This is a genomic window from Alterileibacterium massiliense (assembly GCF_900104645.1).
GTDB classification, from domain to species: Bacteria; Bacillota; Clostridia; order Peptostreptococcales; family Anaerovoracaceae; genus Alterileibacterium; species Alterileibacterium massiliense.
On the sequence record NZ_FNWE01000002.1, the window covers coordinates 496,196 to 521,188 of the forward strand.

Here is a 24,993-nt window from a genome sequence, read left to right on the forward strand (position 1 = left end):
TTAGAATGGCAGGGAGGGTATTTTTAATACTTTATATGACTTTTATAAATGAGAAATTATATAAATTACAAATTATACAAATGGTAAAATACATAAATTACAAATTATACAAATGCCAAAATATCAATATATTTTGCATATATCTTGTGGTTATAGGAATTAGGTTATACTAAATACTATATAATATACTGAAAAAGTATATTTTTTATGTTATAATATTAAAACAATTAAGAAAGACATCTTCTAATCAGATTTAAACTCAGATGGAAGATTTTTATTATGTGCAATTAGCATTTTACTTACGAACACTTTACTTAACTGGAGGAAGATATGAAATTAAAAAGATTTTCATTAATTTTGCTTATATTGATGATGATGCTATCAATAATTCCTGTAAAGATAGGAAATGGTTTGCTGGTATAAATAGCATAAATTACAAATTAAAATATGCAAATGATATTGACCTTGTGAATAAGATTGTAAATATTTATGAACCAAAGGATAAAACACCAAAGAAGAATAATAATCATAAAAAAATAAAAAATCCAAGAACAGGAGATCAATCTCAGCCACTGGTGCTAACTTCTGCTATAATATTAGCGGTGATACTTATAACCTTGCTACTAATAATAAATAAAAGAAGAAATAAATAATTAAGAAGGGAGATTATATGTCAAAGATTTATACATCAGTTGAAGAATTGATAGGAAAGACGCCCCTTATGGAGCTTAAAAATATAGAAAAGGAGCTCGGACTTGAGGCAAAAATACTTGCAAAACTTGAATCATTCAATCCTGCGGGCTCGGTTAAAGATAGAGTAGCACTTATGATGATAGAAGAAGCAGAAAAAAAAGGAGAGTTAAAGAAGGGGTCGGTAATAATAGAGCCAACTTCAGGAAATACAGGAATAGGGATATGCTCCGTTGCTTCTGCTAAAGGATATAAGGTAATAATTGTTATGCCGGAGACCATGTCTATTGAGAGGCGTAAACTCATAAAAGCCTATGGCGCAGAGGTTGTTCTATCAGATGGGAAAAAGGGAATGAAAGGTGCGATTGAATTGGCTGATAAGCTAGCATCTGAAACACCTAGTAGTTTTATCCCGGGGCAATTTGTGAATAGGGACAATCCTAAATCTCATATGATGACAACGGGACCTGAGATTTATGAGGATACAGATGGGGAAATAGACTATTTTATCTCAGGAATAGGCACGGGTGGAACGATAACAGGAACAGGCGAATATCTTAAATCAAAGAATAAGGCACTTAAGGTTATTGCCGTTGAACCTGCCGGCTCGGCGTTTTTATCGACAGGAAAAGCAGGTGCACATCGAATTGAGGGGATAGGTGCGGGCTTTGCTCCGGATATATTAAATAGAGAAATTTACGATGAGATTATAACTGTAAGCAATGAGGACAGTTTTAAATATGGAAAGATGGTCGGTCAAAAAGAGGGAGTGCTCGTTGGAATTTCGTCAGGGGCTGCACTATCTGCTGCAATTGAGATAGCTAAGAGGAAAGAAGCCAAGGGTAAGACAATAGTTGTTATTTTCCCAGACGGAGGGGATAGATACCTTTCTACCGAATTATTTGCATAAATACATACAAATTTATATAAAACAAGTTTTGTAATGAATAAGTGGACGAACCATTTTAATTAACCGAACAAATAATATAATATAATACTAATAGTTAAGATTTTTATAAATGATGAGTGAAAAAGTTAGCTTTTTTGCTCATTATTTATTTTATATTAAGGTATTAAATGATTATCTTGCCCGTCACACTGTATAATCTATCTATAATCATCATATTACTATTTAAGACAATTTTGGAGGAATATAAATTGAAAAAAGTAGGAATAATTATGGGCAGTGATAGCGATATGCCTATTGCTGAAAAAGTTAGAGGTCAGCTTGATAAATATGGTGTCCCTTACGAGATGCACATTTATTCTGCACATAGAACACCAAAGGAAGCAAAAGAATTTTCTGAGAATGCCATATCAAATGGCTTTGGCGTTATTATAGGGATTGCAGGAAAAGCAGCACATCTGGCAGGTGCTATAGCTGCAAATACGACGCTCCCTGTTATTGGAGTTCCTTGCAAATCATCGGAATTAGATGGTCTCGATGCACTTCTTTCAACAGTTCAAATGCCTAGCGGAATGCCTGTTGCAACTGTTGCAATTAACGGTGGAAAGAACGCTGCAATACTTGCTTCTCAAATTATTGCTATTAACGACGAGGAGCTTGCTCGTAAAATCAGAGATGAGAGAAAGAAAAATGCAGAGGCAATTTTGGAAAAAGATGCAAAGCTAAATCAATAATAATTTTAAATAGTTTTATTAAAAATAATGCAAACAATAAAAGTATTACAAATAATAAAAATAATTCAAAAACTTAAATAATAAAAATAATAAAAAAATTGCTAAATTAAGCAGAGGAAAGGGAAGGTAGATTTATGTCAAAGGAATTAGTTTACACAGGAAAGACAAAGGATGTTTATGCTCTTGATAATGGTAATTATGAGCTTGTATTTAAAGATGATGTGACCGGAGCGGACGGAGTTTTTGACCCTGGAATGAATCAAGTTGGTCTTACAATTGACGGTGTTGGCGATATTAATTTGAGAATGTCTAAGTATTTTTTTGAAAAAATCAATGCACTTGGAATAAAAACCCACTATGTAAATTGTGACCTCGAAAAGACAACTATGGAAGTTAAGCCTGCAAAGGTATTTGGTAACGGACTTGAGGTTATTTGTAGATATAAGGCAGTAGGATCTTTTATCAGAAGATATGGAGAATATATCGAGGAGGGAACAGATCTACCAGCTTATGTTGAGATGACATTTAAGAATGATGAGAAAGGCGATCCCCTCGTAACAAAGGATGCTTTGATTGCTCTTGGCGTAATGACTGACGAACAATATGAAGCTGTAAAAAAGGAAACACAGCAGGTTACAAAGGTTGTTTATGACGATATGAAAGAAAAAGGACTTGATTTATATGATATTAAATTCGAGTTTGGATTTGATAAAAATGGAGATGTATTGCTTATAGATGAAATAGCTTCAGGAAATATGAGAGTATATAAAGATGGTAAATATATAGAGCCACTCGAATTATCAAAATTATTCTTTGATGCGATGAAGTAAAAACAAGCGAAAAGAAAAACTAAAGAAGAATTAAAGACGAATAAAAAAATTAAAGAAAAATAAGGATTCTAAGGATAAAGATTCGATGAATAATGATTCTAAGGATAAAGAAAGGAAATTTTGATAATGGGAGGCTATTACGGAGCTGTATCTTCAAAAGATGTCGTAGCTGATGTATTTTATGGAACTGATTACCATTCTCACCTAGGCACCAGAAGGGGTGGAATGGCATTTTGGGATAAAGAAAAGGGTTTTAAGCGAGATATACATAATATTGAAAATGGTCCATTTAGGACAAAATTTGAGGGAGCTCTTGACGAGTACACGGGCACGGCAGGACTTGGCTGTATAAGTGATACCGACGCACAGCCTCTCCTTATCTTCTCTAAGCTTGGAAGATATGCGATAGCTTATACCGGTGCAGTGCAAAACCAAGATGAGCTAATTGAAGAAGCGTTGAGCAAACCGGGCACGCATTTTGAAGCACTAAAAGGCGGAAGGGTTAATTCACTTGAGGTAATTGCTACTTTAATAAATTCAAAGCCATCTTTTGTAGAGGGACTTAAATTTATGCAGGAAAAGGTGAAAGGCTCTGCATCTGTACTAATTCTAACGGAAAGAGGAACTATAATAGCTTCCCGTGATAAATATGGAAGAACTCCGATTGTCATAGGAAGAGATGATTACGGTTTTAGCGTATCATTCGAGAGCTTTGCTTTTCAAAAGATGGGATATGAAACTTATAGAGAGCTCGGACCGGGTGAAATCGTAGAGATTAAAAGCGATGGAATAAAGACGCTAAAAGAGGCAGGAAAAGAGATGAAAATCTGCGGTTTTCTCTGGACCTACTATGGATATGCGAACTCGACATATGAGGGAAGAAATGTTGAACTCATGAGAAATAGGAATGGTAAATTGTTAGCTCAATTTGATGAGAAAAATGGCAAAAAATTTGACTATGACTATGTCTGCGGAGTTCCTGATTCAGGAATAGCCCATGCGATAGGTTATGCAAATCAGAGCGGAAATGAGTATGGAAGACCTTTTATCAAATACACTCCGACATGGCCTAGAAGTTTTATGCCTACCAATCAAAAGGAGAGAAATCATGTAGCCTCCATGAAGCTTGTACCTGTACCGGAGCTTATCCGCGGGAATAAGTTGTTATTTGTAGACGATTCGATAGTCAGGGGTACCCAGCTTAAATCCACAGTTGAGCATGTTTATGAATGGGGAGCAAGAGAAGTTCATATGAGGTCAGCTTGTCCGCCAATAATGTATGGCTGTCCATATCTAACCTTTTCACGCCAGCACGATTCTATGGAACTGATTGCAAGAAGAAAGATTTATGAGCTTGAGGGCGATGAAGGCTCAAATTATATAGAAGAATATAGCGACGGAAGCACAGAAAGAGGCAAAAAGCTTAGAGAGGCGATATGCAGTGAATTAAACTTCGATTCACTCGAATATCAGACAGTTGAAAATACGATTAAGGCAATTGGACTAGACAGATGCAAGGTCTGCACATATTGCTGGGATGGTAAAAAATAAAAGGAAATAGATTAAGTAGATACAAAGTATATGGAGTAGAAAGGAGTAGTAAATGAGCAAGTCAAGGTCGGATGCGTATGCAGCATCGGGGGTTGATATTACTGCGGGTTACGAATCCGTTCAGCTTATGAAAAAATATGTTGATAAGACAATCACCGACGGTGTCTTATCAGATGTTGGTGGATTTGGAGGCCTTTTCATGCCTAATATTTCGGGTATGGAAGAACCAATTCTTGTGAGCGGAACTGATGGAGTAGGAACAAAGCTAAAGCTTGCATTTATTTCAGATAAGCACGATACAATCGGTATTGATGCAGTTGCAATGTGCGTGAATGATATTATTTGCTCAGGTGCTAAACCTATATTTTTTCTTGATTATATAGCCTGCGGGAAGAACTTCCCTGAGAAAATTGCAGAGATAGTAAAAGGAGTTTCTGAAGGATGCAGGCAGTCTGGAGCCGCACTTATAGGCGGTGAAACAGCTGAGATGCCAGGATTTTATCCAGAAGACGAATACGATTTGGCAGGATTTGCTGTCGGCATAGTGGATAGAAAAAAAATTATCGATAAGAGCAGTGTTAAAGATGGAGACATAATAATAGCACTCCCATCTAGTGGTATACACTCAAATGGTTTTTCACTCATAAGAAAGATATATGGAGAAAAGCTTTTAAGTGATGAAAATCTTAGGAATAAGCTTCTAACTCCTACAAAGATATATGTAAAGCCAATCCTTTCTCTCATAGAAAATGTAGCTGTTAAGGGAATTGCCCATATCACAGGAGGCGGATTTTATGAGAACATACCTAGAGCCTTGCCTAAAGGTCTCTCTGCAAAAATATCATATGAAGATGTTAAAAAGTTACCTATTTTTGATGAAATAATGAGTGCGGGAGAAATAAGCAGGCACGATATGTTCAATACCTTTAATATGGGAGTTGGAATGATTGCGATTGTTTCAAGAGAAGAAGTGGATAAATCTCTTGAAATCTTAAAAGAGGCGGGAGAAGACGCCTATGTTCTGGGTGAAGTTATTAAATCCGATGAAGGAGTGATTTTGTGCTAGAGCAAAATAAAAAAATAAAGATTGCAGTTCTCATCTCAGGAGGGGGAACAAATTTACAGGCATTGATCGATGCAGAAAAGTCCGGGATTATAAAGAGTGGAGAAATTTCTCTAGTTATTTCATCAAAAGAAGATGCCTATGGACTTAAAAGAGCTGAAAATGCTGGAATTAGAGGCATATATTTGCCCTCATCTAAGGAGAGAATGCCTAAAGAATTTAAAGGCTTTAAGGGATTTAAGGGCTTTGAAGATGAACTAAGTAATTTAATAAAAGAAAATAATATAGAATTAATAGTTTTGGCTGGATTTATGAAAATTCTATCAGAAGAATTTGTAAAAAAATATCCTAATAGAATTATCAATGTTCACCCGTCGCTCATTCCTTCTTTTTGCGGAAAGGGTGCATATGGACTTAAAGTACATGAGATGGCTTTAAACTACGGAGTTAAGGTGACAGGAGCAACTGTTCACTTTGTAAATGAAATACCTGACGGAGGAGAAATACTTCTTCAAAAGGCTGTATATGTAGAAGATGATGATACACCGGAAATTTTGCAGAAAAGAGTAATGCAGGAAGCGGAGTGGATACTTCTTCCGAAAGCTGTGGAGATGGTTTCTAAGAAGATAATGGAGGGCGAAATATGAATCCTTACAAGATTAATACAATTGAAGAACTTTTGGCGGGAAATTCTTATGTTGGAAGAGGCATAATCGTTGGCAAAACTGAGAGTACGAATAATGCTGTAATAGTTTATTTTATAATGGGCAGAAGCGATAATAGCAGAAATAGAATTTTTCATATTCAGGATGCAGAAGTTTATACGAAGCCTTTTGATGAGGAAAAGGTGGAAGATCCAAGGCTCATAATCTATCCGGCGGTAAAAAATCTTGATAATAAGATAATAGTTACAAATGGAGATCACACAGAAACAATCTGGAATGGAATAAAGACGGGAAAGAGCTTCGAGGAATCGCTTGAAACTAGGGAATTTGAGCCTGATGCACCTAATCTCACGCCTAGAATAAGTGCAATAGTCAATCTTGGCGATGGGATTTTTGACTATAAGATGAGCATTCTGAAAAGCGAAGATGAAAAGGGAACTGAATGTGCAAGATATACTTTTGCATACAAACCTCTTCCGGGCCTAGGTCACTTCATTCATACTTATCAGCAAGATGGTAATCCGCTTCCAACCTATGTCGGAGAGCCTGATAGAGTTGCAATTCCTGACGATATAGATGTGTTTACGAATACAATTTGGGAGAATTTGGACGATGACAATAGAATTTCATTATATGTAAGATATATTTGCCTTGAAAGCGGTGTGTTCAAGGATAGGGTTATTAACGATTTGGCAAGATAAGAGCGGAGGTATTATTCATGAATGAGATAAAACTCAAGTATGGTTGCAATCCAAATCAAAAGATTGCAAAGGTATATATGAATGACGGAGGCAAGCTTCCATTTACTGTGCTTAATGGCAGAGCGGGATATATAAATCTGATGGACGCACTCAATGCTTGGCAGCTTGTAAAAGAGCTTAAGATAGCAACCAATATGCCGGCAGCTACATCTTTTAAGCATGTGAGCCCTACCTCGGCAGCAATTGGTAGAATTTTACCTGAAAAATTAAAAAAAGCCTGTTTTGTAGATGATGTAAAAGATCTCGACAAATCTCCTCTAGCCTGTGCTTATGCGAGGGCAAGGGGAACTGACAGGCTGTGTTCATTTGGAGATTTCGTTGCTCTTTCTGATGAATGTGATGAATTAACTGCAAAACTTCTTGCGAGGGAGGTTTCTGACGGGGTTATAGCTCCTGCATATTCTGAAAAAGCAATGGAAATACTAAGGAAGAAAAAGAATGGCAATTATGTAATTATTAAAATTGATGAAAATTATGAGCCAAAGGAGCAAGAAAAGCGTGAAATCTTCGGAATTACGCTAGAGCAAAGCCATAATAATTTACAGATAAGAAGAGAGGATTTGAAAAATATCGTAAGCGAAAATAAAGATTTACCAGATGATGTTATCGAGGATATGATAGTTGGAATGATAACGCTTAAGTATACACAGTCAAACTCGGTACTGCTTGCAGAGGATGGGCAGTGCACAGGCATAGGAGCTGGTCAGCAGTCAAGAGTCCACTGCACAAGACTTGCAGCAGGTAAGGCTGATACATGGCATCTTCGCCAGTGCGATAAGGTTCTTGAGCTTCCATGGAAAGAGGGAATAAAGAGAGCGGAAAGGGATAATGCTATAGACGCATATATAAACGAGTGTGAGATAGATGTCTGCGAGGACGGCGTTTGGGAAAACTATTTCACATCAAAACCTATGCCTCTAACAGATGAATATAAGAGAGAATATCTAAAATCGCTTTCAGGAGGAGTAATTGCATCTGATGCCTTCTTCCCTTTTGGCGACAGCGTTGAAAGAGCATATAAGAGCGGAGTTAGCTATGTAGTTGAACCGGGAGGTTCTATAAGAGACGATGATGTGCTAAGGGTAGTTAATAAATATAAGATGACAATGGTATTTACGGGAATTAGACTTTTTCACCACTAATAGGAACACCAATAGGAGATAAAGATGAAAATAATGGTTATAGGCGGCGGTGGAAGGGAAGACGCCATAATAAAAAAAATATCAGAGAATAAAAACATAGAAAAGATATATGCCTTGCCAGGTAATGGCGGAATTATGGGAGAGGCAACCTGCGTAGATATTGGAGCGGAAGAAATATATAAGGCAAGGGATTTTGCAGTAAAAGAAAAAATCGATTTTGCCATAGTTGCTCCTGACGACCCACTTGCCATGGGTGCAGTTGATATACTTGAAGAGGCAGGGATAAAATGCTTCGGGCCTGATAAATCTGCGGCTGAGATTGAGAGCAGTAAGGTCTTTGCAAAGAATCTTATGAAAAAATACAATATACCAACAGCAGAATATGAGGTTTTTAGCGAGATAGACTCTGCTATGGAATATGTTAAGACTTGCAAGATTCCCATTGTTATAAAAGCGGACGGATTGGCAAAGGGAAAAGGTGTAATTATCGCCATGGATAGAGATAGTGCGATAAGTGCAATTAAAGAAATAATGCAGGATAAGAAATTCGGCGACAGCGGAAATGAAATTGTAGTCGAAGAATTTCTTGAGGGCCCCGAGGTGAGCGTTCTCTCGTTTACAGACGGTAAGACCATAGTTCCGATGATTTCTTCCATGGACCATAAGAGGGCAAATGATGGTGACAAGGGTCCTAACACAGGCGGAATGGGATGTATCGCACCTAATCCATTTTATACAGAAGAAATTGCTAAAAGATGCCATGACGAGATTTTTGTTCCAACGATAGATGCTATGAATAAAGAGGGTAGAATATTTAAAGGCTGTCTATATTTCGGACTTATGATAACAGAAGATGGACCTAAGGTTATAGAATATAATTGCAGATTCGGTGACCCAGAGACTCAGGTGGTCTTACCTCTACTTGAAAGCGATCTTCTTGAAATAATGATTGCTGTGAGAGAGGGAAAGCTGAGCGAAGATATTGTCAAATTCTCAAAAAAATCTGCCTGCTGCGTTGTTATGGCGTCCGGCGGATACCCAAATGAATATGAAAAAGGATATGAGATAAAAATAGGTGAAATATCTGATAATTCGATAGTATATATTGCAGGAGCGAAAAGAAAATATGATAAATTAATTACAAATGGCGGAAGAGTTTTGGGTTTGACTGCAATAGATGATACACTCGAGGGAGCTGTGAGCGATGCTTATGACAATATTGAGAAGATAAGCTTTAAAAAAGCATATTATAGAAAGGATATTGGTTCAAAGGCACTTATTGAGGCCCTTTAGAAAGGAGTTTTTAAGATGGTGTACAGAATATATGTCGAGAAAAAAGAGTCGGTTGAGGTAGAATCTAAAGACCTATATAAATATTTTAAAGAAGATTTGAAATTAGATAAGATAGATGAAATTCGTATACTAAATAGGTATGACGCAGAGGGAATGGACAAAGAACTATTTGATAAATGCGTTAAAACAGTATTTTCAGAGCCTCAAGTTGACATGGTATATGAAGAAATTGAAAGTCAGATTAATGATGGAGATTTCGTATTTGCCATCTCATCTCTCCCAGGTCAATTTGACCAAAGAGCTGATTCTGCCGCGCAGTGTATTCAGATTGTTTCCCAGCAGGAAAGACCTCTTATTAAATATGCAAAAGTATATATTTTTGAGGGAAAACTCGATAAAAAGGAAAGAGAACTTATAAAAAGCCAGCTTATAAACGAGGTAGAGTCAGAGGAAGTTCCACTTGAGTTACCAGAAAAGCTTTCTATAGAACATAGGAGCCCAAGCGATGTTATGATTATTGATGGATTTACCGAGTTTTCAGATGACGAGCTTATAAAATTTATTGGTGACTTAGGTCTTGCAATGGATCTAAATGATATAAAGACGGTAAGAGAATACTTTGCCAAAGAGATGAGAAATCCAAGCATAACTGAGATTCGAGTTCTCGATACATATTGGTCTGACCATTGCAGGCATACAACATTTAATACAATCCTAGAAAATATTGAGTTTGAAGACGAAACGATTAAAAAAACCTTCGATAATTATATTAAAGTGAGGGAAGAAATTGGTAGAAAAAAGCCGGTAACTTTAATGGACCTAGCTACGATTGTTGCAAAAGACCTTATAAGAAAGGGAAAACTAAATAATTTAGATGCCTCTGAAGAGATAAATGCCTGCACGGTTAAAATCAAGGCAAGAGTTGATGGAAAAGACGAAGATTATCTTCTTTTATTTAAGAATGAAACGCATAACCACCCGACCGAGATAGAACCTTTTGGCGGTGCTGCTACCTGCATTGGTGGAGCAATCAGGGACCCTCTATCAGGGAGAGCGTATGTATATAATGCGATGAGGATCACAGGTGCGGCAAATCCACTAAAGCCAATATCAGAAACAATGGAAGGCAAATTGCCACAGAGGACTATTGTAACAAAGGCTGCACAGGGGTATTCCTCATATGGCAACCAAATAGGTGTGTCCACAGGGCTTGTTGATGAAATATATCATGATGGCTTCGTAGCAAAACACATGGAGCTAGGTGCAGTAGTAGGTGCAACGCCTAAGGAAGATGTAATTCGCAAAAGACCAGCTGAGGGAGATGTGGTAATACTTCTAGGTGGTAAAACGGGTAGAGATGGCTGCGGTGGAGCTACGGGTTCTTCTAAATCACATGACTCATCATCTCTCACCACGGCAGGGGCTGAAGTGCAAAAAGGCAATGCTCCTGAAGAAAGAAAAATTCAGAGATTATTTAGAAATGCTGAAGCATCTAAAATGATAAAACGCTGTAATGACTTTGGAGCAGGCGGAGTCTCTGTTGCCATAGGCGAACTTGCAAGCGGACTTGATATTGATCTAGATAAGGTGCCAAAGAAATATGAGGGTCTTGACGGCACAGAGCTTGCGATAAGTGAATCTCAAGAAAGAATGGCTGTTGTCATCAGCAAAACCGACGCAGAAAGGTTTATTGAGCTTGCAAATAGTGAAAATATTGAAGCTACCGTAGTTGCTAAGGTTACAGCAGATGAAAGACTTGTGATGAGATGGAGGGGCAAAAAGATTGTGGACATATCAAGGGAATTTCTTGATACAGACGGTGCTCCAAAATATGCTTCAGCAAGAATTAAAAAAGCCACATATAATGATAATAAAAAATATATAGACAAAGATATAAATAAAGATATAAAATTTAAAAACTCATATATAAAGCTTTCGGAAGATTTAAATATATGCTCAAAAAGAGGTCTTTCTGAGAGGTTCGATTCAACAATCGGAGCAGGTGCGGTATTGATGCCTTGGGGAGGTAAATATCAACTAACGCCTGAGCAGGTTATGGCTTGCAAGATTTCAACAGAAAAAGGCGATAGCGATACCTGCTCAGTTATGGCATATGGCTTTAATCCATTTATTTCAGAAGAAAGTCCATATCATGGAGCATATTTAGCAGTCTTAGATTCAGTAACTAAGCTTGTAGCCTCAGGCGTATATAATGATAATATATACCTGAGTTTTCAGGAATTTTTTGGAAAGCTTGGAGATAATCCTGATAAATGGGGATTGCCAATCTCTGCACTGCTAGGTGCTTTTAGAGCACAGGAGGAGCTCGGATTTGCTGCAATAGGTGGTAAGGATTCGATGAGCGGTTCTTATGAGGATATAGATGTTCCACCATCACTCATATCATTTGCGATAACATCGGCGGATGTGAATGATGTAATTTCTTCAGAATTTAAGGCAAAAGATCACGATGTATATATCATTTCGCCTAAATATGGAGAGGATAAGCTTCCGATTGCATCTTCGATAAAAGATTGTTTTGAACTAGTAAAAAATATTCAAGGCAAGGGACTTATAGAGTCTATGTACGCAGCCGGCTTTGGCGGAATTGCAGAGGCGGTTATGAAGATGTCTTTCGGAAATAAGATAGGATTTAGATATGATGAAGCTCTTAAATTAGAGGAATTATTTTCTTGGAATTATGGCTCTATTATTCTCGAGGCAAATGAGGACATTTCTAATCTGGAATTTATAAAAGACATAAGCAAAAATGTAATATTTAAAAAGCTCGGTAAAACTTTGAATGAAAAAATTATTTCATATGATAAAGAAGAAGTTTCAATTGAAGATTTAATTTCCCATTCAGAAGAAAAGCTAGAACCTATATATAGCACAAAGATAGACAAGGCTTATGATAAAATCTCAAAGATTACATATGAATTAAAAGAAAGACATGAATATAATAAAGCTCTTTCTGATGCTTCAAAACCACAGGTTCTTATTCCGGTATTCCCAGGTACGAATTGTGAATATGACTCTGCAAAGGCAATTGCTAGAGCAGGAGGTATTCCTAAGATTATGATAATTCGCAATCTAACCGCTGATGACATTGAGAGATCAATTGAAGAATTTGCAAAACAGATTGAATTATCTCAGATGATTTTTATACCTGGAGGATTTTCAGGTGGAGATGAGCCGGACGGTTCAGGTAAATTCATAACATCATTTTTCAGAAATGATCTTATAAGAGAAAAGACCATGGAGTTGCTCAATGCTAGAGATGGTCTCATGTGCGGGATATGCAACGGATTTCAGGCATTGATTAAGCTTGGACTTGTCCCATTTGGAGAGATAAGGGATATGGACGAAGAATGTCCTACACTCACCTTAAATGAGATAGGTCGTCACCAGTCAAAACTCGTTAGAATAAGAATTGCATCAAACAAGTCACCTTGGCTTGCGATGACCGATGTTGACGATGTTTATACGATACCTATTTCCCATGGAGAAGGCAGGCTTATTGCAAGCGATAAATTGCTTTTGGAACTAGCAAAGAATGGGCAGATTGCAACGCAATATGTAGATTTAGATGGCAATCCTAGCATGGATATTAAGTATAATCCAAATGGCTCAGTGCTTGCTATTGAGGGTCTAACATCACCCGATGGAAGGGTTTTCGGCAAGATGGGACATGCAGAGAGGATTAGCCGAGGAGTATATAAGAATGTCAAGGGAAATTATGATATGAAGATGTTCGAATCGGCTGTAAAATATTTTAAATAATTAAAATTAGAGAAAGCTCAAAAGTGAGAATTATCGAGAATTATCGAGAATTAAGGTGTACCTCAGGAATTAATCAAAAATCAAAATTTCAAGGTACACTTTTTTATTACTTTAATTGAAGGATAAAGATTTTAAATTTGTCGCACTTTATTCTTTATTATGGTAAAATCAAGAAAATGAGGGAATATTATATTTTATTATTTGTAAAAATATTGATTGCAATTATAACGGCAATTGTTCTAGGCAATGGCTCAGTCGTATGGTTTAATCATATGCCCGCTAGGTGGTTCGATGACGATGGACTTCCTGAAGATATAGAGCAAAGGCAGAGGATAAAAAGCACGCCGTGGAAATACATTTTTATATCTTATTTCCTCGCGACGGGAATTTTCCTTGCAATAAGAGAAAGCTTGCAATTTGAGATTGGAGCTTTGATAGCATTGTTTATAATTACCGAAATGGCAATATCTGATATAAAATATAGGATAATTCCTGACCAGCTTAATTTACTTCTCGCTATATCCTCGATTGGATTTGTTTCAATCCATGAAAGGTGGTATGACACGATCATAGGAGCAGTAGTAGGATTTTTATTAGCTATTATTACCTACGGGCTGGGAAGACTTTTATATAAAAGGGAAGTAATAGGCGGTGCTGATATAAAATTTTATACTGCAATAGGGCTTGCCTTGGGATATGTGGGTGTTATTATAATTTTCATGATGACAAGTTTAACTATGGGAGTGTATGATTTTTATCTAAATTTTACCAAACAGACAGAAAAATCAGCAGAAATTCCTATGTTACCATTTGCACTTTTTTCGGTCACCATATATATGCTATTTATTTGGAATAAGATAGGCTTACTTGGAATTTAGCTTATTTTTAGTTTTTGGCTCATTTTTAAATTTTAGCTCTTTTTTAAAATTATTTTTAAATTATATGATGGAACTTTTAAAATAATATAGAATGAAAAATAATATAGAATGAAAAAAATATAGAATGAAAAAAAACATTTTGCTTAAAATTAAATATGATGGCAAAGATTTTCACGGCTGGCAGGTGCAAGATGATGTCAGAACAGTCCAAGGTGAGATAGAACACATATTAAAGTTCATAGCGGGCGAAGATGTATTTATAAATGGAACGAGCCGGACTGACAGCGGAGTTCATGCACTTGGACAGTGTGCAAATTTTTTTTGGGATAATAATCTTCCTACAGAAAAATTGGCGGATATAATGAATAAGCGACTTGGTTCAAGGGGTTTAGGCAGAAGTGGTGCGAGGGGTGATATTGAAATCTTGAGTGCAACAGAAGTCCCGATGGATTTTCATGCCAGATTTGATTGCAAGGGAAAGACTTATAAATATGTGATAGATGCGATGGGAGATGTTTTTCAGAGAAATTATTGCTGGCAATTACCACAATTTTTGAATATTGAAAAGATGAAAGAGGCGTCAGAATATATTATTGGAACACATGATTTTAAATGCTTTGAATCCTCTGGAGCAAATCCAAGAGAAACTACAGTGCGAACGATAGAAAAGATTTTAATTGAACCAGAAAAAGGATATGGAAAAAGCTCTGGGAAATTAAATATTGAAGTTACAGGCGACGGTTTTTTATATAATATGGTTAGAATAATTGTGGGAACGCTTGTGGAAGTAGGAATTGGTAAAAGAGAGCCATCTTCGATTCCCGAGATAATAATGAGCAAGGACAGGTCTAAGGCGGGGATGACCGCTCCTCCACAGGGATTATATCTTAAAGAAATATACTTCGGAGGTAAGCTAAATGTATAAGGTGAAGATTGATTCCTTTGAGGGACCATTTGATTTGCTAATTTATCTTCTTCAAACTGCCAAGATGGATATATATAATATCCGGATTTCTGAGATTACAAATCAATATATTAGATACTTAGATGAGATGGAAGAACTCGATATTGAGGTTGGAACTGAGTTTATTTTACTCGCAGCTATCTTAATTAAATTGAAGGCGAGAATGCTTCTTCCTCGCGAGTCATACGATGATGAGATTAGCACAGAGGAAGACCCTGAAAGGGAGCTTGTTAGCAGGCTCTCTGAATATATGAAGGTCAAAAGGATTGCGGAGTTTTTACAAGAGGGTGAAAAAGCAGGGCTTGGAATATTTGAAAAAGCGGGAGAAGATATTTCAATTTACCTTGACAATCCAGAGGAAGTTTTAAAGACGAGCGAGGAAAAGTTTATAGAGGCATTTTTTGCTTTTCTTGAGAGGAAGAGAAGGCTTGCTGATGTCAAAAAAAGATATGTAAAAGTTCATAGAGAAAGAGCCTCGGTTGAGGAAAGAATTAGTTATATGATAAAAGCTATTGACGAAAATTCAAAGAAGAACGGCTTTGTAATCTTCAAGGATCTCATACCGGCCGGCTCAGATAAATATGATATGGCGCTTTCCTTCGTTTCCCTCCTTGAGATGGTTAGGACGCAGGACATTGATGTCAATCAGGACGAATTATATGGAGATATTCAGATAAAAAGAAAGAGAAATAAATAATGAAAATCTATGGGGAAAAAACTATGAAATCCGCTCTAGAAGCGATGATGTTTGTATCTGGAGATTTGCTTTCTGCAAAAGACGCTTCAGAAGTTCTTGGGATCGGCAAAAATGAAGCGATTGAACTTTTTCATGAATTAAAAAAAGAATATGATGAAGATGAAAGAGGAATTAGAATAAGAGAGGTAAATAATTCTTTTCAATTTGTTACCGATGAGAGTCAAGAAGTATATATTAGAAAGCTGTGCACGCCTGTTAAGGTAAAGCGATTGTCGCAGGCAGCCCTTGAGGTACTAGCAATAGTCGCTTACAAACAGCCTGTTACAAGAGGTGAGATAGATTCAATAAGAGGAATCAAATGCGAGCGTGTTTTAGATGGATTGATTAGCAAGGGACTTATAAATATAACAGGTAGGTCTGACGGAGTTGGAAGACCTTTGCTATATGGCACAACAGATGAGTTTTTGAAAAAGTTCGGGCTGGAAACACTTTCAGATCTCCCAGATTTTGATGATTATAGCGAGGATATACAGATTAGGGATAGAGAGGATTCGTATGCACAGCTAAATATGAATTTTTATGAGGAAAATGTAGATGAGGATAAATAAGTATATCGCTAAATCAGGAATTACAAGCAGAAGAAAAGCTGATGAACTTGTTGAAAATGGCAGGGTAAAGGTTAATGGAGAAATCATTAAAAAGCTGGGGTATGATGTACAAGAAGATGATTTAGTAGAGGTAGATGAAGAGAAAATATCTCTACAAAAAAAATATATATATTTGATAATGAATAAGCCCACGGGTTTTGTTACGACGATGAGCGATGAGTATGAGAGACCAACCGTTATGGACTTAATTCCAGATGTAGAAGAACGGGTTTATCCTGTAGGACGACTTGATATGAATACATCTGGACTTTTAATTTTTACAAATGACGGGGAGCTTGCAAACAATCTAACACACCCGAGTACCCATGTAAATAAAAAATATAAGCTTTTATGCAATGGAATTTTAAATAGAAACGAAGTAAAAATTTTGGAAAAAGGCGTGAATATCGATGGATATAAAACATCGCCATGTGATATAAAGATAATCAAGCATTTCAAAGCATCCACGATGGCAGAAATAATTATTCACGAGGGTAAAAAAAGACAGATAAGGAGAATGTTTGAAACGATAGGTCACCCTGTGCAAAAACTTGAAAGGATTGCCATTGGTGATATTAAGATTGGGCATATGAAGCAAGGTTTAGTGAGAAAGCTCTCGGACGAGGAAGTGAGAAAACTTAAGGAAAATGCTTGAAGCAATCGATTAAACAAAAAAACAATAAAAACTCGATTAAAAAAATAGTAAAAAAATAAAGAAATAGTAAAAATTTGATTAAAAAATTGATTTAACAAATAAATAAATAGCAAAAAAATGATTAAAGAAATCGATTTGTCAAATAAAAACAAATGATTTTGATGTGACTGCATGGATTTGCAGTCATTTTTTATTTGGTTGATATTTTTTGAATTTTCATATCAAGTATTTTCAAAATTGCAAAGCTTTAAATATCGCTGAAATACCAAGCCTTTTAAAGGCTAAATTTTGTTCTATTAAATAAAAATAAACTAAAAATGCCAGATATGTTACCCAAAGCAGAAAAAATGTGTACGGAAATTTAGGAATATAACTGCTATATTTTTCTTGAAAGGAGGTCAAAGAAGGTCATATGAGAATAAAACTTGTTATGAAAGACATGGAGTATTCCAAGGCACTGATAAAAGCTCTTAGGCAATATAAGCAAAATATATTTGTCGAAATCGGTGAGTTTAAAGGGTATAAAAAGGACTGCCTTATTGTCACAGATTATAGCCCTAGAAATTTTAGCAGGAGCATTTTGAACTCATATAAAGGCGGAATTGTATTTTTACTAGATAAAGAAGTTCCTGAAAGATTAAAAGCAAGGGAGAGAGGACCTTATTTCATATTTAAATATGCAGGAGCTTGCAAAATAATTTATGAACTTAATCTCGCATATAGTCTTTGGAGTGGAGATAAAAGCTTTAAGAGAAAGGAGTATGACTTAATAAGCATATTTTCGGATTTTGGAGATGAAAGGAGCGAATATACAAGCAATATGCTAGGAAGGCAATTGGCATATAGATATGGAGTAAAGGTTCTTATTTTACCAATGAGTTTTTTAAATAATTATTCAAATAGTATGGTGACATCAAGAAATGACTTCTTAAGGCTTGTTTATTATATAGAAGAAAGGAGAGTTTTCTCAAGAGAAGTATATTTTGAAAAAGACAATTATGATGTTGAATTTCTGAGATTACCTAGAGGAATAAATTATTTGGCAAACCTAGATGAGAAAGTAGCTAATAGATTGCTGGAATTTTTGGGCAATAATTATTTTGATTATATTATTTTGGATTTTGCCACAGCATATACAGAACTTGCAATAGACTTGATAAATGAATCGAAATACAAAATTTATGTGGAAAGCGGAAAAAACAAATTGAATATAGATGGTCTTTTAAATGATAAAGCAAATGAAATAATCAAAATAAATTGGGATACTGGAAAGGATAGTATTGCAATAAAATCAGAAGACCTCGCCATAAAAATTTTTGATGAAAAAAATGATAAAAGAATTGACGGAAAAATTAATGAAAGAGTTGACGAAAGAATTGACGAAAGAGTTGCCTAGATGATAAGAGAGCTGACAATAAAATATGGGAATATCATTGATAAGCTAGCATGCGAGATAAAAAAGGACTTAAGCGAATCAGGATATGGTAGGGACGATAAGGATTTGCTTTTAGTGGTTGAAGATAAATTTTTTAGCTCCTCTCAAATTTCTAATATAGATTTTGATGAAGTTAAGCCCTTAATAAATTGCATTTTTAAAAGGGTGAGAGACAGATATGGGATACTGACAGAACTTCTTAGGAATGAAGACATCAATGAAATAATGGTAAATGGGTATAAGGAAATCTATGTAGAAAAGAAAAAGAAAATACTAAAAATAGATGATTCGTTTACTTCTGAGATAGAACTTGAAAACTTAATAAGAATGTTCGCATCTTCAGTGCATCGTGAAATAAATGAGGCAAATCCAATTGTAGATGCAAGGCTTGAAAATGGATATAGGGTTAATGGAGTATTAAAAGTTATAGCATTAAATGGGCCAATACTTACGATAAGAAAGTTCAACAAGGAAGCGATTACCATGGATAAGCTCATCGAATTAAAAAGCTTAACAAGAGAATGTAGCGACTTTCTATCTGAGTTTGTCAAATGCGGGTATAACATTTTTATAAGCGGAGGAACATCGTCGGGCAAGACCACCTTTTTAAATGCACTAAGTGAATCGATTTTACCAGATGAGAGGGTAATAATAATCGAGGATTCGGCGGAGCTTAAGATAGAACATATTAAAAATATTGTTCACATGGAATGTAGAGGAGCAAATTCGATAGGTAGAGGTGAGGTGAACATGGCAAGTTTAATAAGAACTAGCCTAAGAATGAGGCCGGATAGAATAATAGTCGGCGAAGTAAGGGGCAAAGAGGTCGTGGATATGATTCAAGCAATGAACACAGGTCACTCTGGGAGTATGTCAACGGGTCATGGTAATTCCGTTAAAGGTATGCTTGGCAGGCTCGAAACGATGTATCTTATGGATTCACAGATACCTATGAAATCAATCAAAGGTCAAATATCAAATGCTGTAGAAATCTATGTGCACCTTATGAGGGATAAAAATGGGAATAGAAAGGTGGTGGAAATAGCGGAAATGATTGGTATTAAAGATGATGACTATGAACTAAACTATCTTTTTGTCAGAAATGGGGAAGATGAGCTTGTTCGTACTAAAAATAAATTAATAAATAATGAAAAGCTCATTAGGGGGTCAAGCTGATGTATGAATATGATGTGTTTAAGTTTTCTAAAAGGCAAGATTACTTGCTAGATGTAACGATTTTGATAATAGGAATTGCCATATCATTTTTCTTCTACCGTAGCATTATCTTCGGCATTATAATTCTTCCATTTGTTAAAAGGATTAAAGAATGGGTAGGAGAAATCCTGGTAGACAAGAGGCGTAGAGAGCTTATATTGCAATTCAAAGATTTTCTCTTTGTTGCATCTACGGCTTTAGGCTCAGGATATTCCATGAGAGAGGTGGTAAGAGAGTCTATACCTAGGATAGCATCGGTATATGGACGAGAAGCAGTTCTTGTAAAAGAGCTTCAAATTATGGATAAGAGGATGAACGAAGGTGGCGAGAGCGATTTAGATGTTTTAAGCGAGTTTGCTAAGAGGACAGGGCAGGAGGACATAATTGATTTTGTTACAATATATTCAATATGCAAATCAACGGGGGCAAGTCTTATCATTGCACTTAACCAAGCGACTTCAATTATCATGGATAAGATGACGATAGATAAGGAGATAAGGGAGATGTCAAGAACAAAAAAGAATGAGGGATTAGTTATATTTGCAATGCCCTTTTTAATAATAATATTCCTGAACATTTTTTCACCGGATTATATTTTGCCTCTTTATGCTACATGGATTGGGAGAATCATTATGACAGCGGTTGCACTTTCCAATATTTTAATTTATTCAGTCATAAGAAAAATCACTAGGATAGAAATTTAATGAAATTAAAAGAGATATATTTTTTGTTAATAAATTCAAAGGATTTATGGAAGAAAATCAGCACAATTTCCATTTCATTTGTTCTTCTACTGTCCATTGCCTTGATAAAAGATGCTTTTAAAGAGCCAGACATTTTTGTTAATAAAAAAGGCGAAGCAGTTGCAATTCAAAGAAAAAATCTAGATAAGATTTATGAATATCCCCTTAGGATTGAGATAGAAAGAAAAGGCAAAATCAAATCTGAAAATGTCAATATTTCTACAAAATTAATTAAAAAGAAGAATAAGAAAAGACTAGGTGATAAAGATAGAAAAGAAGATGAGATAAAAAAAGATATTGAGATAAACAAAATTATTTCAGAAATAGAAAATTCAAAGAGCAAAAAAATAATTTTGCCAAAGGAACTTGATTCTGGAGAGAAGATTAGCTGGTATTCGAGGAAAAGGCATGATAGCAATATCTATGTAATCCCAATAATCTATATTTTCATCTTAATTTTTCTAATATTAGAACCTATAAAAAAGAAAAAAGATGAGTCATCAGAATTAAGAAAAGAGATAGTAAGAGGACTTCCTCGTTTTACAAATCAGATGCTTTTGATGTTAAATTCCGGAATGATTTTGAGCGACGCCATCAACAAAATATGTGAAACTTATGAGCTCATTCCTAAAGAGAGCAGAACCTTTTTTGAAAAAGCTTTATTAAAAACTAGAGAAAAGAATACAGATTCAAGAGTTAGCACAGCAATGATGATGAACGAATTTGCGTCCGAATATAGAATTAAAGAGCTTATAAGACTTTCGAGCATAATTTCAGAAAATGAGAAGAGAGGAAGCGACATAATAAAAAAATTATCAGATGAAAGCCACTTTTTATGGGAAGAAAGAAAAATTATAGCAAAGGAAAAAGGAAAAATGATAGATACAAAGATGGCAATGCCACTCGGTTTACTTCTTATTTTACTAATCGTTATAACCATGGCACCGGCACTTATTTCAATTTAATTTAAAATAAAAATAGTAAAAAATAATAAAAAAGAATAAAAAAATAATAATAAGAAAAAAATATAAGATAATAACAAGAAAGCAAAAATAAAATAAAAAAATAATAAAGATATAAAAGCGAAAAAGGGAGGTTTAATTATGTTTAAGTTTATTAGAAATAAAAGGGGAATGGAGATGGTTCAAGTAGCCATTTTGGTAGCAATTGCTGTAGCACTTGGAATAATTTTTAAAACTGAGATTACATCATTTGTAAATAAGACTTTTTCGAGCTTAAATTCAGGAAATTTTTGATAATTGATGATTATAGATATGATTAAGCAGATGAGAATTTTAAGGGATAAAAGGGGGCATGAGATGGTTGAGGCATCTATGACGCTACCGATAATAATACTCACAACAGTTCTCCTTGTAAGAATTTTTACATTCTACCTTGAAATATTAGATACTCAAGTTAAAACTCATGAAGATGCTTTAAATAAAAACAATTCATATGAAAGATTGACATTTACTTCATATAAGAAAAATGACTCGGTTAAGATGATGAAATTTGGAATTTTAAAATTTGACTTAGAAAAAAAGATAAATACAAAATTATATTTGTATAACGAGGATAAGATAATTAGAGCAGGTGAGCTACTTGAAAAATAATAAAAAAGGTTCTAGCACAATTCTTTTGTCAATGATTTTTGTAGCCTTTGTTTTTATGATTATATCTTCAATCGCTATCTCAAGAAGAATGGTTTTAAAAAGTCAAGTCAAATCATTCGGCAAGGTTTGGTCGAAGGCAGTTTTATCTGAATATGATATTCATCTATTTCAAGATTATGGCTTGCTCGCTTTTAAAGGTAATGACGGAGAAATCTCAGATAAGATAAATAGATATGTCGATTTTTCATTCGATGGAAGAATGAAATCATCGCTTGAAAAATCTGGGGTATGTCTTTTTGGATACGAAATGAGAGATCCTAAGAATTTTAAAAACTCAATGAAGAATGGAATAAAGGAAAAAGCCATTAGTTCAATAATTAAAGATGAGCATAGAATCGGTAGGGAAGAAAAAGACATCTCAAGCGAAGATATAAGAAAGATAAAAAATCCTGTAGTTTTAGAAACATTGCCATCTAAGGGGAGCGGAGGAGCACCTGATATATCTGGCATTGTAAATATTCTAAAACAAAATAATAAAATTGAAAAGGTTAAGAATGAGGGAGTAAATACTGCGGTAGAGGTTGCTTTTATTTACAAATATTTTGACAGTTATCTAAAAATAGCAGATGAAAAGAAATCATTTTTTAGGAATGAATGGGAATACATAGTATCCGGAAAGCCAAATGATGAAGAAAATTACAAAATATGCAGGAGGAAAATATTTTTAATAAGAAATGCTTTAAACCTAATATATCTTAAAAGCGATAGCGAAAAGATGGCACTTATTTCGGCAGCCGCTGAGCTAATCACACCAGGCCCTCTATCGGCAGGAACGAAGATTTTACTTATGGAAGTGTGGGCAGCTGCTGAAGCTGAATATGATGTGGACACTTTGGTAAAGGGAGGAAAGATTCCGATATTAAAGACGACAGATACATGGGAAACTGATTTAGGAGCAATTCTTGATGGAGATAAACTAAGAAAGAGTTTAAGCAAAGATGAGATTGAAAATTTAAATAAAAATAAAAAATCTCTTATAGAAAAAGAAGCAGGGAAAGGAGGTAAAAATGAAGGCAGTGGATATGGATATGAAGATTATCTTTTTGTCCTTATGCTTTCTCTTAATCAAAACACAAGAGTATTAAGGACGATGGATATAATTCAGATAAATATGAAGTATAGGTATTATGAAGATTTTAATTTTGAAGAATATTATACGGGGCTAGGCTTTTCTATCAAGATGAATGGACATGAATATGAAATTAAAGATAGATATAAATAAAATAGGCATAAATAAAAAAGGAAGTTATGTGCTTGAATCCGTAATTACCATGCCAATTTTTATAATCGCAATCGTTGTTATGACATCGATAATTTTGCTCTATATAGCGATAGAAAATGCAAGCTTTATAATGGCTAATGAGCTTAGATTTGGAGCAATAAAAGCACATTTTATAGATGATAAATATGAGCTGGCATACAGCATAAAAAGGGATATAGAAAATCAAAATAAGCAAATAGACAAATTTTCGATAGAAGAATATGGATATAGGGTAAATAAGTTTAAAAATGATAATATTATTTTCTTCAAGGCGGATTTAAGATTTGATATTAAAAATCCGATAAATATAAACTCGAGAGCAAAATATAATCTGGGTCTTGCTACGAGAGCATATGTTGGTAAAGAGGGAGAAATTGAACCCTTAGATGAAGCTGGATTTATGGAAAATGATGAGGCGGTTTACATATTTCCTAAATCAGGGGTTAAATATCATAATAAGAATTGCACATATATGAAAACTGCTGTGACTGCAGTGTCATTAAATAAAAATATCAAGCATAAATATGGAACTTGTCCTTTGTGCATGAGCAAGAATGCAAACCTTGGAAGCCTTGTATATATATTCCCTCAATATGGAGATAATTATCATCTTTCAGGCTGCGGTGTTATGAGCAGGCATTATATTACAATAAGCAAAAAGACAGCTAAGAAAAGGGGCTATCTTCCATGCTCAAAATGCGGAGGATAATTAAGATAATAGGGGTTAAAATAAGAGGACAAGCAACTAAAATAACAAGAATAAAAGTCAAAAAACTGGAGAATTTTGGGAATATTATTGGTGAATATTACTAAAGAATAAAAAGAGAAAAATATGAGAAGCATTTTAGAATATAAAATTAATGGCTTTGATATGCCCAATTATTTAACTGAAATACTTATATGTGGATATACGGATACATTTTTGCCGATGAGCATTTTTAAAGAAGGAAGGACATATATTTTTTCATATGATTTATGTAATCTTGAAAAGATAAATGCAAAGGTGATGAATTATAATCAAAAGCTAAATCTTATTAAATCCATTATAGAAATATCAGAGAAAAATAATAATTATTTAATACCGGATTCAGGATATGAAGTGAATTTAAATACAATATATTTTAATCATAACAATCCTGAAAAACCTAAAATAAGATTATTATACTATCCCGACTTAAAAAATACGCCAATCTGGGAAAAGATAAAGAAGTTAGCTATAGAAATATTTGAGGAAGAAAGCATAGGCAAAGAGAGCATAAACAGAGAAAGCGTGAATAAAGATGAGTTATTAAATGGTCTTTTTTCTGTAATAGAGTCAAGAAATGCAAATAAAGTAAATAGATATATTGATAAGAAGCTTATCTGGCTTGAGAAGAAATAGAGCTTATAGTATAATTATCTAGCAT

Annotated in this window: 25 protein-coding genes; all 25 read left to right on the top strand. The window is 34.8% G+C overall.

Going from position 1 to position 24,993, the window contains the following annotated elements:
• Nucleotides 1–263: 263 nt before the first annotated feature.
• The 25 genes from BQ5371_RS04135 to BQ5371_RS04250 all read left to right on the top strand — a co-directional run bounded on the left by BQ5371_RS04135 (nucleotide 264) and on the right by BQ5371_RS04250 (nucleotide 24,968).
• Entirely contained in the window at nucleotides 264–653 is a 390-nt protein-coding gene (locus tag BQ5371_RS04135) for an LPXTG cell wall anchor domain-containing protein (RefSeq protein WP_135354789.1), read from the top strand.
• A 17-nt stretch (nucleotides 654–670) separates the two neighbouring features.
• Nucleotides 671–1,600 carry a cysteine synthase A gene (cysK, locus tag BQ5371_RS04140; protein WP_071132658.1) on the top strand — a complete coding sequence of 310 codons (930 nt, stop codon included), beginning with the start codon at nucleotides 671–673 and terminating at the stop codon, nucleotides 1,598–1,600.
• A gap of 248 nt (nucleotides 1,601–1,848) precedes the next feature.
• Nucleotides 1,849–2,331, top strand: coding sequence for a 5-(carboxyamino)imidazole ribonucleotide mutase (gene purE, locus BQ5371_RS04145; RefSeq protein ID WP_071132659.1), 483 nt, complete (start codon nucleotides 1,849–1,851; stop codon nucleotides 2,329–2,331).
• A gap of 134 nt (nucleotides 2,332–2,465) precedes the next feature.
• Nucleotides 2,466–3,161 (top strand): phosphoribosylaminoimidazolesuccinocarboxamide synthase, encoded by a 696-nt coding sequence (locus tag BQ5371_RS04150; protein WP_071132660.1) that lies wholly within the window; start codon nucleotides 2,466–2,468, stop codon nucleotides 3,159–3,161.
• A 126-nt stretch (nucleotides 3,162–3,287) separates the two neighbouring features.
• Nucleotides 3,288–4,712, top strand: a complete 1,425-nt coding sequence (locus tag BQ5371_RS04155; RefSeq protein ID WP_071132661.1) for an amidophosphoribosyltransferase — start codon at nucleotides 3,288–3,290, stop codon at nucleotides 4,710–4,712.
• Nucleotides 4,713–4,764: 52 nt separating this feature from the next.
• The gene (purM, locus tag BQ5371_RS04160) at nucleotides 4,765–5,778 is read left to right on the top strand and encodes a phosphoribosylformylglycinamidine cyclo-ligase (protein WP_071132662.1); all 1,014 of its coding nucleotides are present in this window, start codon (nucleotides 4,765–4,767) and stop codon (nucleotides 5,776–5,778) included.
• Complete coding sequence (purN, locus tag BQ5371_RS04165; protein ID WP_071132663.1) at nucleotides 5,772–6,422, top strand: phosphoribosylglycinamide formyltransferase; 651 nt, start codon at nucleotides 5,772–5,774, stop codon at nucleotides 6,420–6,422. Before purM ends, purN begins: the two co-directional genes overlap by 7 nt.
• Complete coding sequence (locus tag BQ5371_RS04170) at nucleotides 6,419–7,141, top strand: IMP cyclohydrolase (protein WP_071132664.1); 723 nt, start codon at nucleotides 6,419–6,421, stop codon at nucleotides 7,139–7,141. The genes purN and BQ5371_RS04170 overlap by 4 nt, the downstream gene beginning before the upstream one ends.
• A 17-nt stretch (nucleotides 7,142–7,158) precedes the next feature.
• Complete coding sequence (locus tag BQ5371_RS04175; RefSeq protein WP_071132665.1) at nucleotides 7,159–8,343, top strand: phosphoribosylaminoimidazolecarboxamide formyltransferase; 1,185 nt, start codon at nucleotides 7,159–7,161, stop codon at nucleotides 8,341–8,343.
• 24 nt (nucleotides 8,344–8,367) lie between these two features.
• On the top strand, nucleotides 8,368–9,636 hold the full coding sequence (gene purD / locus BQ5371_RS04180; RefSeq protein ID WP_071132666.1) for a phosphoribosylamine--glycine ligase: 1,269 nt from the start codon (nucleotides 8,368–8,370) through the stop codon (nucleotides 9,634–9,636).
• A gap of 15 nt (nucleotides 9,637–9,651) precedes the next feature.
• Nucleotides 9,652–13,419 carry a phosphoribosylformylglycinamidine synthase gene (locus tag BQ5371_RS04185; RefSeq protein WP_071132667.1) on the top strand — a complete coding sequence of 1,256 codons (3,768 nt, stop codon included), beginning with the start codon at nucleotides 9,652–9,654 and terminating at the stop codon, nucleotides 13,417–13,419.
• A 176-nt stretch (nucleotides 13,420–13,595) separates the two neighbouring features.
• On the top strand, nucleotides 13,596–14,297 hold the full coding sequence (locus tag BQ5371_RS04190; RefSeq protein ID WP_135354790.1) for a prepilin peptidase: 702 nt from the start codon (nucleotides 13,596–13,598) through the stop codon (nucleotides 14,295–14,297).
• Between the two features lie 124 nt (nucleotides 14,298–14,421).
• A complete protein-coding gene (truA, locus tag BQ5371_RS04195) occupies nucleotides 14,422–15,222 on the top strand; it encodes a tRNA pseudouridine(38-40) synthase TruA (protein WP_071132669.1) in 801 nt (266 codons plus the stop codon).
• Nucleotides 15,215–15,958, top strand: coding sequence for a segregation and condensation protein A (locus BQ5371_RS04200; protein WP_071132670.1), 744 nt, complete (start codon nucleotides 15,215–15,217; stop codon nucleotides 15,956–15,958). Before truA ends, BQ5371_RS04200 begins: the two co-directional genes overlap by 8 nt.
• Complete coding sequence (scpB, locus tag BQ5371_RS04205) at nucleotides 15,958–16,566, top strand: SMC-Scp complex subunit ScpB (RefSeq protein WP_071132671.1); 609 nt, start codon at nucleotides 15,958–15,960, stop codon at nucleotides 16,564–16,566. The genes BQ5371_RS04200 and scpB overlap by 1 nt, the downstream gene beginning before the upstream one ends.
• Complete coding sequence (locus tag BQ5371_RS04210) at nucleotides 16,553–17,260, top strand: pseudouridine synthase (RefSeq protein ID WP_071132672.1); 708 nt, start codon at nucleotides 16,553–16,555, stop codon at nucleotides 17,258–17,260. The genes scpB and BQ5371_RS04210 overlap by 14 nt, the downstream gene beginning before the upstream one ends.
• Nucleotides 17,261–17,672: 412 nt before the next feature.
• Nucleotides 17,673–18,656 (top strand): hypothetical protein, encoded by a 984-nt coding sequence (locus tag BQ5371_RS04215; RefSeq protein ID WP_071132673.1) that lies wholly within the window; start codon nucleotides 17,673–17,675, stop codon nucleotides 18,654–18,656.
• Nucleotides 18,657–19,871, top strand: a complete 1,215-nt coding sequence (locus tag BQ5371_RS04220) for a CpaF family protein (protein WP_071132674.1) — start codon at nucleotides 18,657–18,659, stop codon at nucleotides 19,869–19,871.
• Nucleotides 19,871–20,614, top strand: coding sequence for a type II secretion system F family protein (locus tag BQ5371_RS04225; protein ID WP_071132675.1), 744 nt, complete (start codon nucleotides 19,871–19,873; stop codon nucleotides 20,612–20,614). The genes BQ5371_RS04220 and BQ5371_RS04225 overlap by 1 nt, the downstream gene beginning before the upstream one ends.
• Nucleotides 20,614–21,618, top strand: coding sequence for a type II secretion system F family protein (locus BQ5371_RS04230; protein WP_071132676.1), 1,005 nt, complete (start codon nucleotides 20,614–20,616; stop codon nucleotides 21,616–21,618). The genes BQ5371_RS04225 and BQ5371_RS04230 overlap by 1 nt, the downstream gene beginning before the upstream one ends.
• Before the next feature lie 138 nt (nucleotides 21,619–21,756).
• Entirely contained in the window at nucleotides 21,757–21,909 is a 153-nt protein-coding gene (locus BQ5371_RS06865; RefSeq protein ID WP_083377423.1) for a Flp1 family type IVb pilin, read from the top strand.
• Nucleotides 21,910–21,915: 6 nt separating this feature from the next.
• The gene (locus tag BQ5371_RS04235; protein ID WP_071132677.1) at nucleotides 21,916–22,266 is read left to right on the top strand and encodes a hypothetical protein; all 351 of its coding nucleotides are present in this window, start codon (nucleotides 21,916–21,918) and stop codon (nucleotides 22,264–22,266) included.
• Nucleotides 22,256–23,548, top strand: coding sequence for a DUF5702 domain-containing protein (locus BQ5371_RS04240; RefSeq protein WP_071132678.1), 1,293 nt, complete (start codon nucleotides 22,256–22,258; stop codon nucleotides 23,546–23,548). The genes BQ5371_RS04235 and BQ5371_RS04240 overlap by 11 nt, the downstream gene beginning before the upstream one ends.
• On the top strand, nucleotides 23,517–24,296 hold the full coding sequence (locus tag BQ5371_RS04245) for a hypothetical protein (protein WP_071132679.1): 780 nt from the start codon (nucleotides 23,517–23,519) through the stop codon (nucleotides 24,294–24,296). Before BQ5371_RS04240 ends, BQ5371_RS04245 begins: the two co-directional genes overlap by 32 nt.
• Before the next feature lie 123 nt (nucleotides 24,297–24,419).
• Nucleotides 24,420–24,968, top strand: a complete 549-nt coding sequence (locus BQ5371_RS04250) for a DUF6382 domain-containing protein (protein WP_071132680.1) — start codon at nucleotides 24,420–24,422, stop codon at nucleotides 24,966–24,968.
• Nucleotides 24,969–24,993 lie beyond the last annotated feature (25 nt).

Bases quoted from the DNA above. Each gene is read 5' to 3' on its own strand.
- purM (WP_071132662.1), top strand. From the start codon at position 4,765: ATGAGCAAGTCAAGGTCGGATGCGTATGCAGCATCGGGGGTTGATATT.
- scpB (WP_071132671.1), top strand. From the start codon at position 15,958: ATGAAAATCTATGGGGAAAAAACTATGAAATCCGCTCTAGAAGCGATG.
- BQ5371_RS04225 (WP_071132675.1), top strand. From the start codon at position 19,871: ATGTATGAATATGATGTGTTTAAGTTTTCTAAAAGGCAAGATTACTTG.
- BQ5371_RS04150 (WP_071132660.1), top strand. From the start codon at position 2,466: ATGTCAAAGGAATTAGTTTACACAGGAAAGACAAAGGATGTTTATGCT.
- BQ5371_RS04135 (WP_135354789.1), top strand. From the start codon at position 264: ATGGAAGATTTTTATTATGTGCAATTAGCATTTTACTTACGAACACTT.
- BQ5371_RS04235 (WP_071132677.1), top strand. From the start codon at position 21,916: ATGATTATAGATATGATTAAGCAGATGAGAATTTTAAGGGATAAAAGG.
- BQ5371_RS04185 (WP_071132667.1), top strand. From the start codon at position 9,652: ATGGTGTACAGAATATATGTCGAGAAAAAAGAGTCGGTTGAGGTAGAA.
- BQ5371_RS04210 (WP_071132672.1), top strand. From the start codon at position 16,553: ATGAGGATAAATAAGTATATCGCTAAATCAGGAATTACAAGCAGAAGA.
- BQ5371_RS04190 (WP_135354790.1), top strand. From the start codon at position 13,596: ATGAGGGAATATTATATTTTATTATTTGTAAAAATATTGATTGCAATT.
- BQ5371_RS06865 (WP_083377423.1), top strand. From the start codon at position 21,757: ATGTTTAAGTTTATTAGAAATAAAAGGGGAATGGAGATGGTTCAAGTA.
- BQ5371_RS04230 (WP_071132676.1), top strand. From the start codon at position 20,614: ATGAAATTAAAAGAGATATATTTTTTGTTAATAAATTCAAAGGATTTA.
- BQ5371_RS04200 (WP_071132670.1), top strand. From the start codon at position 15,215: ATGTATAAGGTGAAGATTGATTCCTTTGAGGGACCATTTGATTTGCTA.
- BQ5371_RS04250 (WP_071132680.1), top strand. From the start codon at position 24,420: ATGAGAAGCATTTTAGAATATAAAATTAATGGCTTTGATATGCCCAAT.
- cysK (WP_071132658.1), top strand. From the start codon at position 671: ATGTCAAAGATTTATACATCAGTTGAAGAATTGATAGGAAAGACGCCC.
- BQ5371_RS04245 (WP_071132679.1), top strand. From the start codon at position 23,517: ATGAATATGAAATTAAAGATAGATATAAATAAAATAGGCATAAATAAA.
- BQ5371_RS04220 (WP_071132674.1), top strand. From the start codon at position 18,657: ATGATAAGAGAGCTGACAATAAAATATGGGAATATCATTGATAAGCTA.
- truA (WP_071132669.1), top strand. From the start codon at position 14,422: ATGAAAAAAAACATTTTGCTTAAAATTAAATATGATGGCAAAGATTTT.
- BQ5371_RS04175 (WP_071132665.1), top strand. From the start codon at position 7,159: ATGAATGAGATAAAACTCAAGTATGGTTGCAATCCAAATCAAAAGATT.
- purD (WP_071132666.1), top strand. From the start codon at position 8,368: ATGAAAATAATGGTTATAGGCGGCGGTGGAAGGGAAGACGCCATAATA.
- BQ5371_RS04215 (WP_071132673.1), top strand. From the start codon at position 17,673: ATGAGAATAAAACTTGTTATGAAAGACATGGAGTATTCCAAGGCACTG.
- BQ5371_RS04170 (WP_071132664.1), top strand. From the start codon at position 6,419: ATGAATCCTTACAAGATTAATACAATTGAAGAACTTTTGGCGGGAAAT.
- BQ5371_RS04155 (WP_071132661.1), top strand. From the start codon at position 3,288: ATGGGAGGCTATTACGGAGCTGTATCTTCAAAAGATGTCGTAGCTGAT.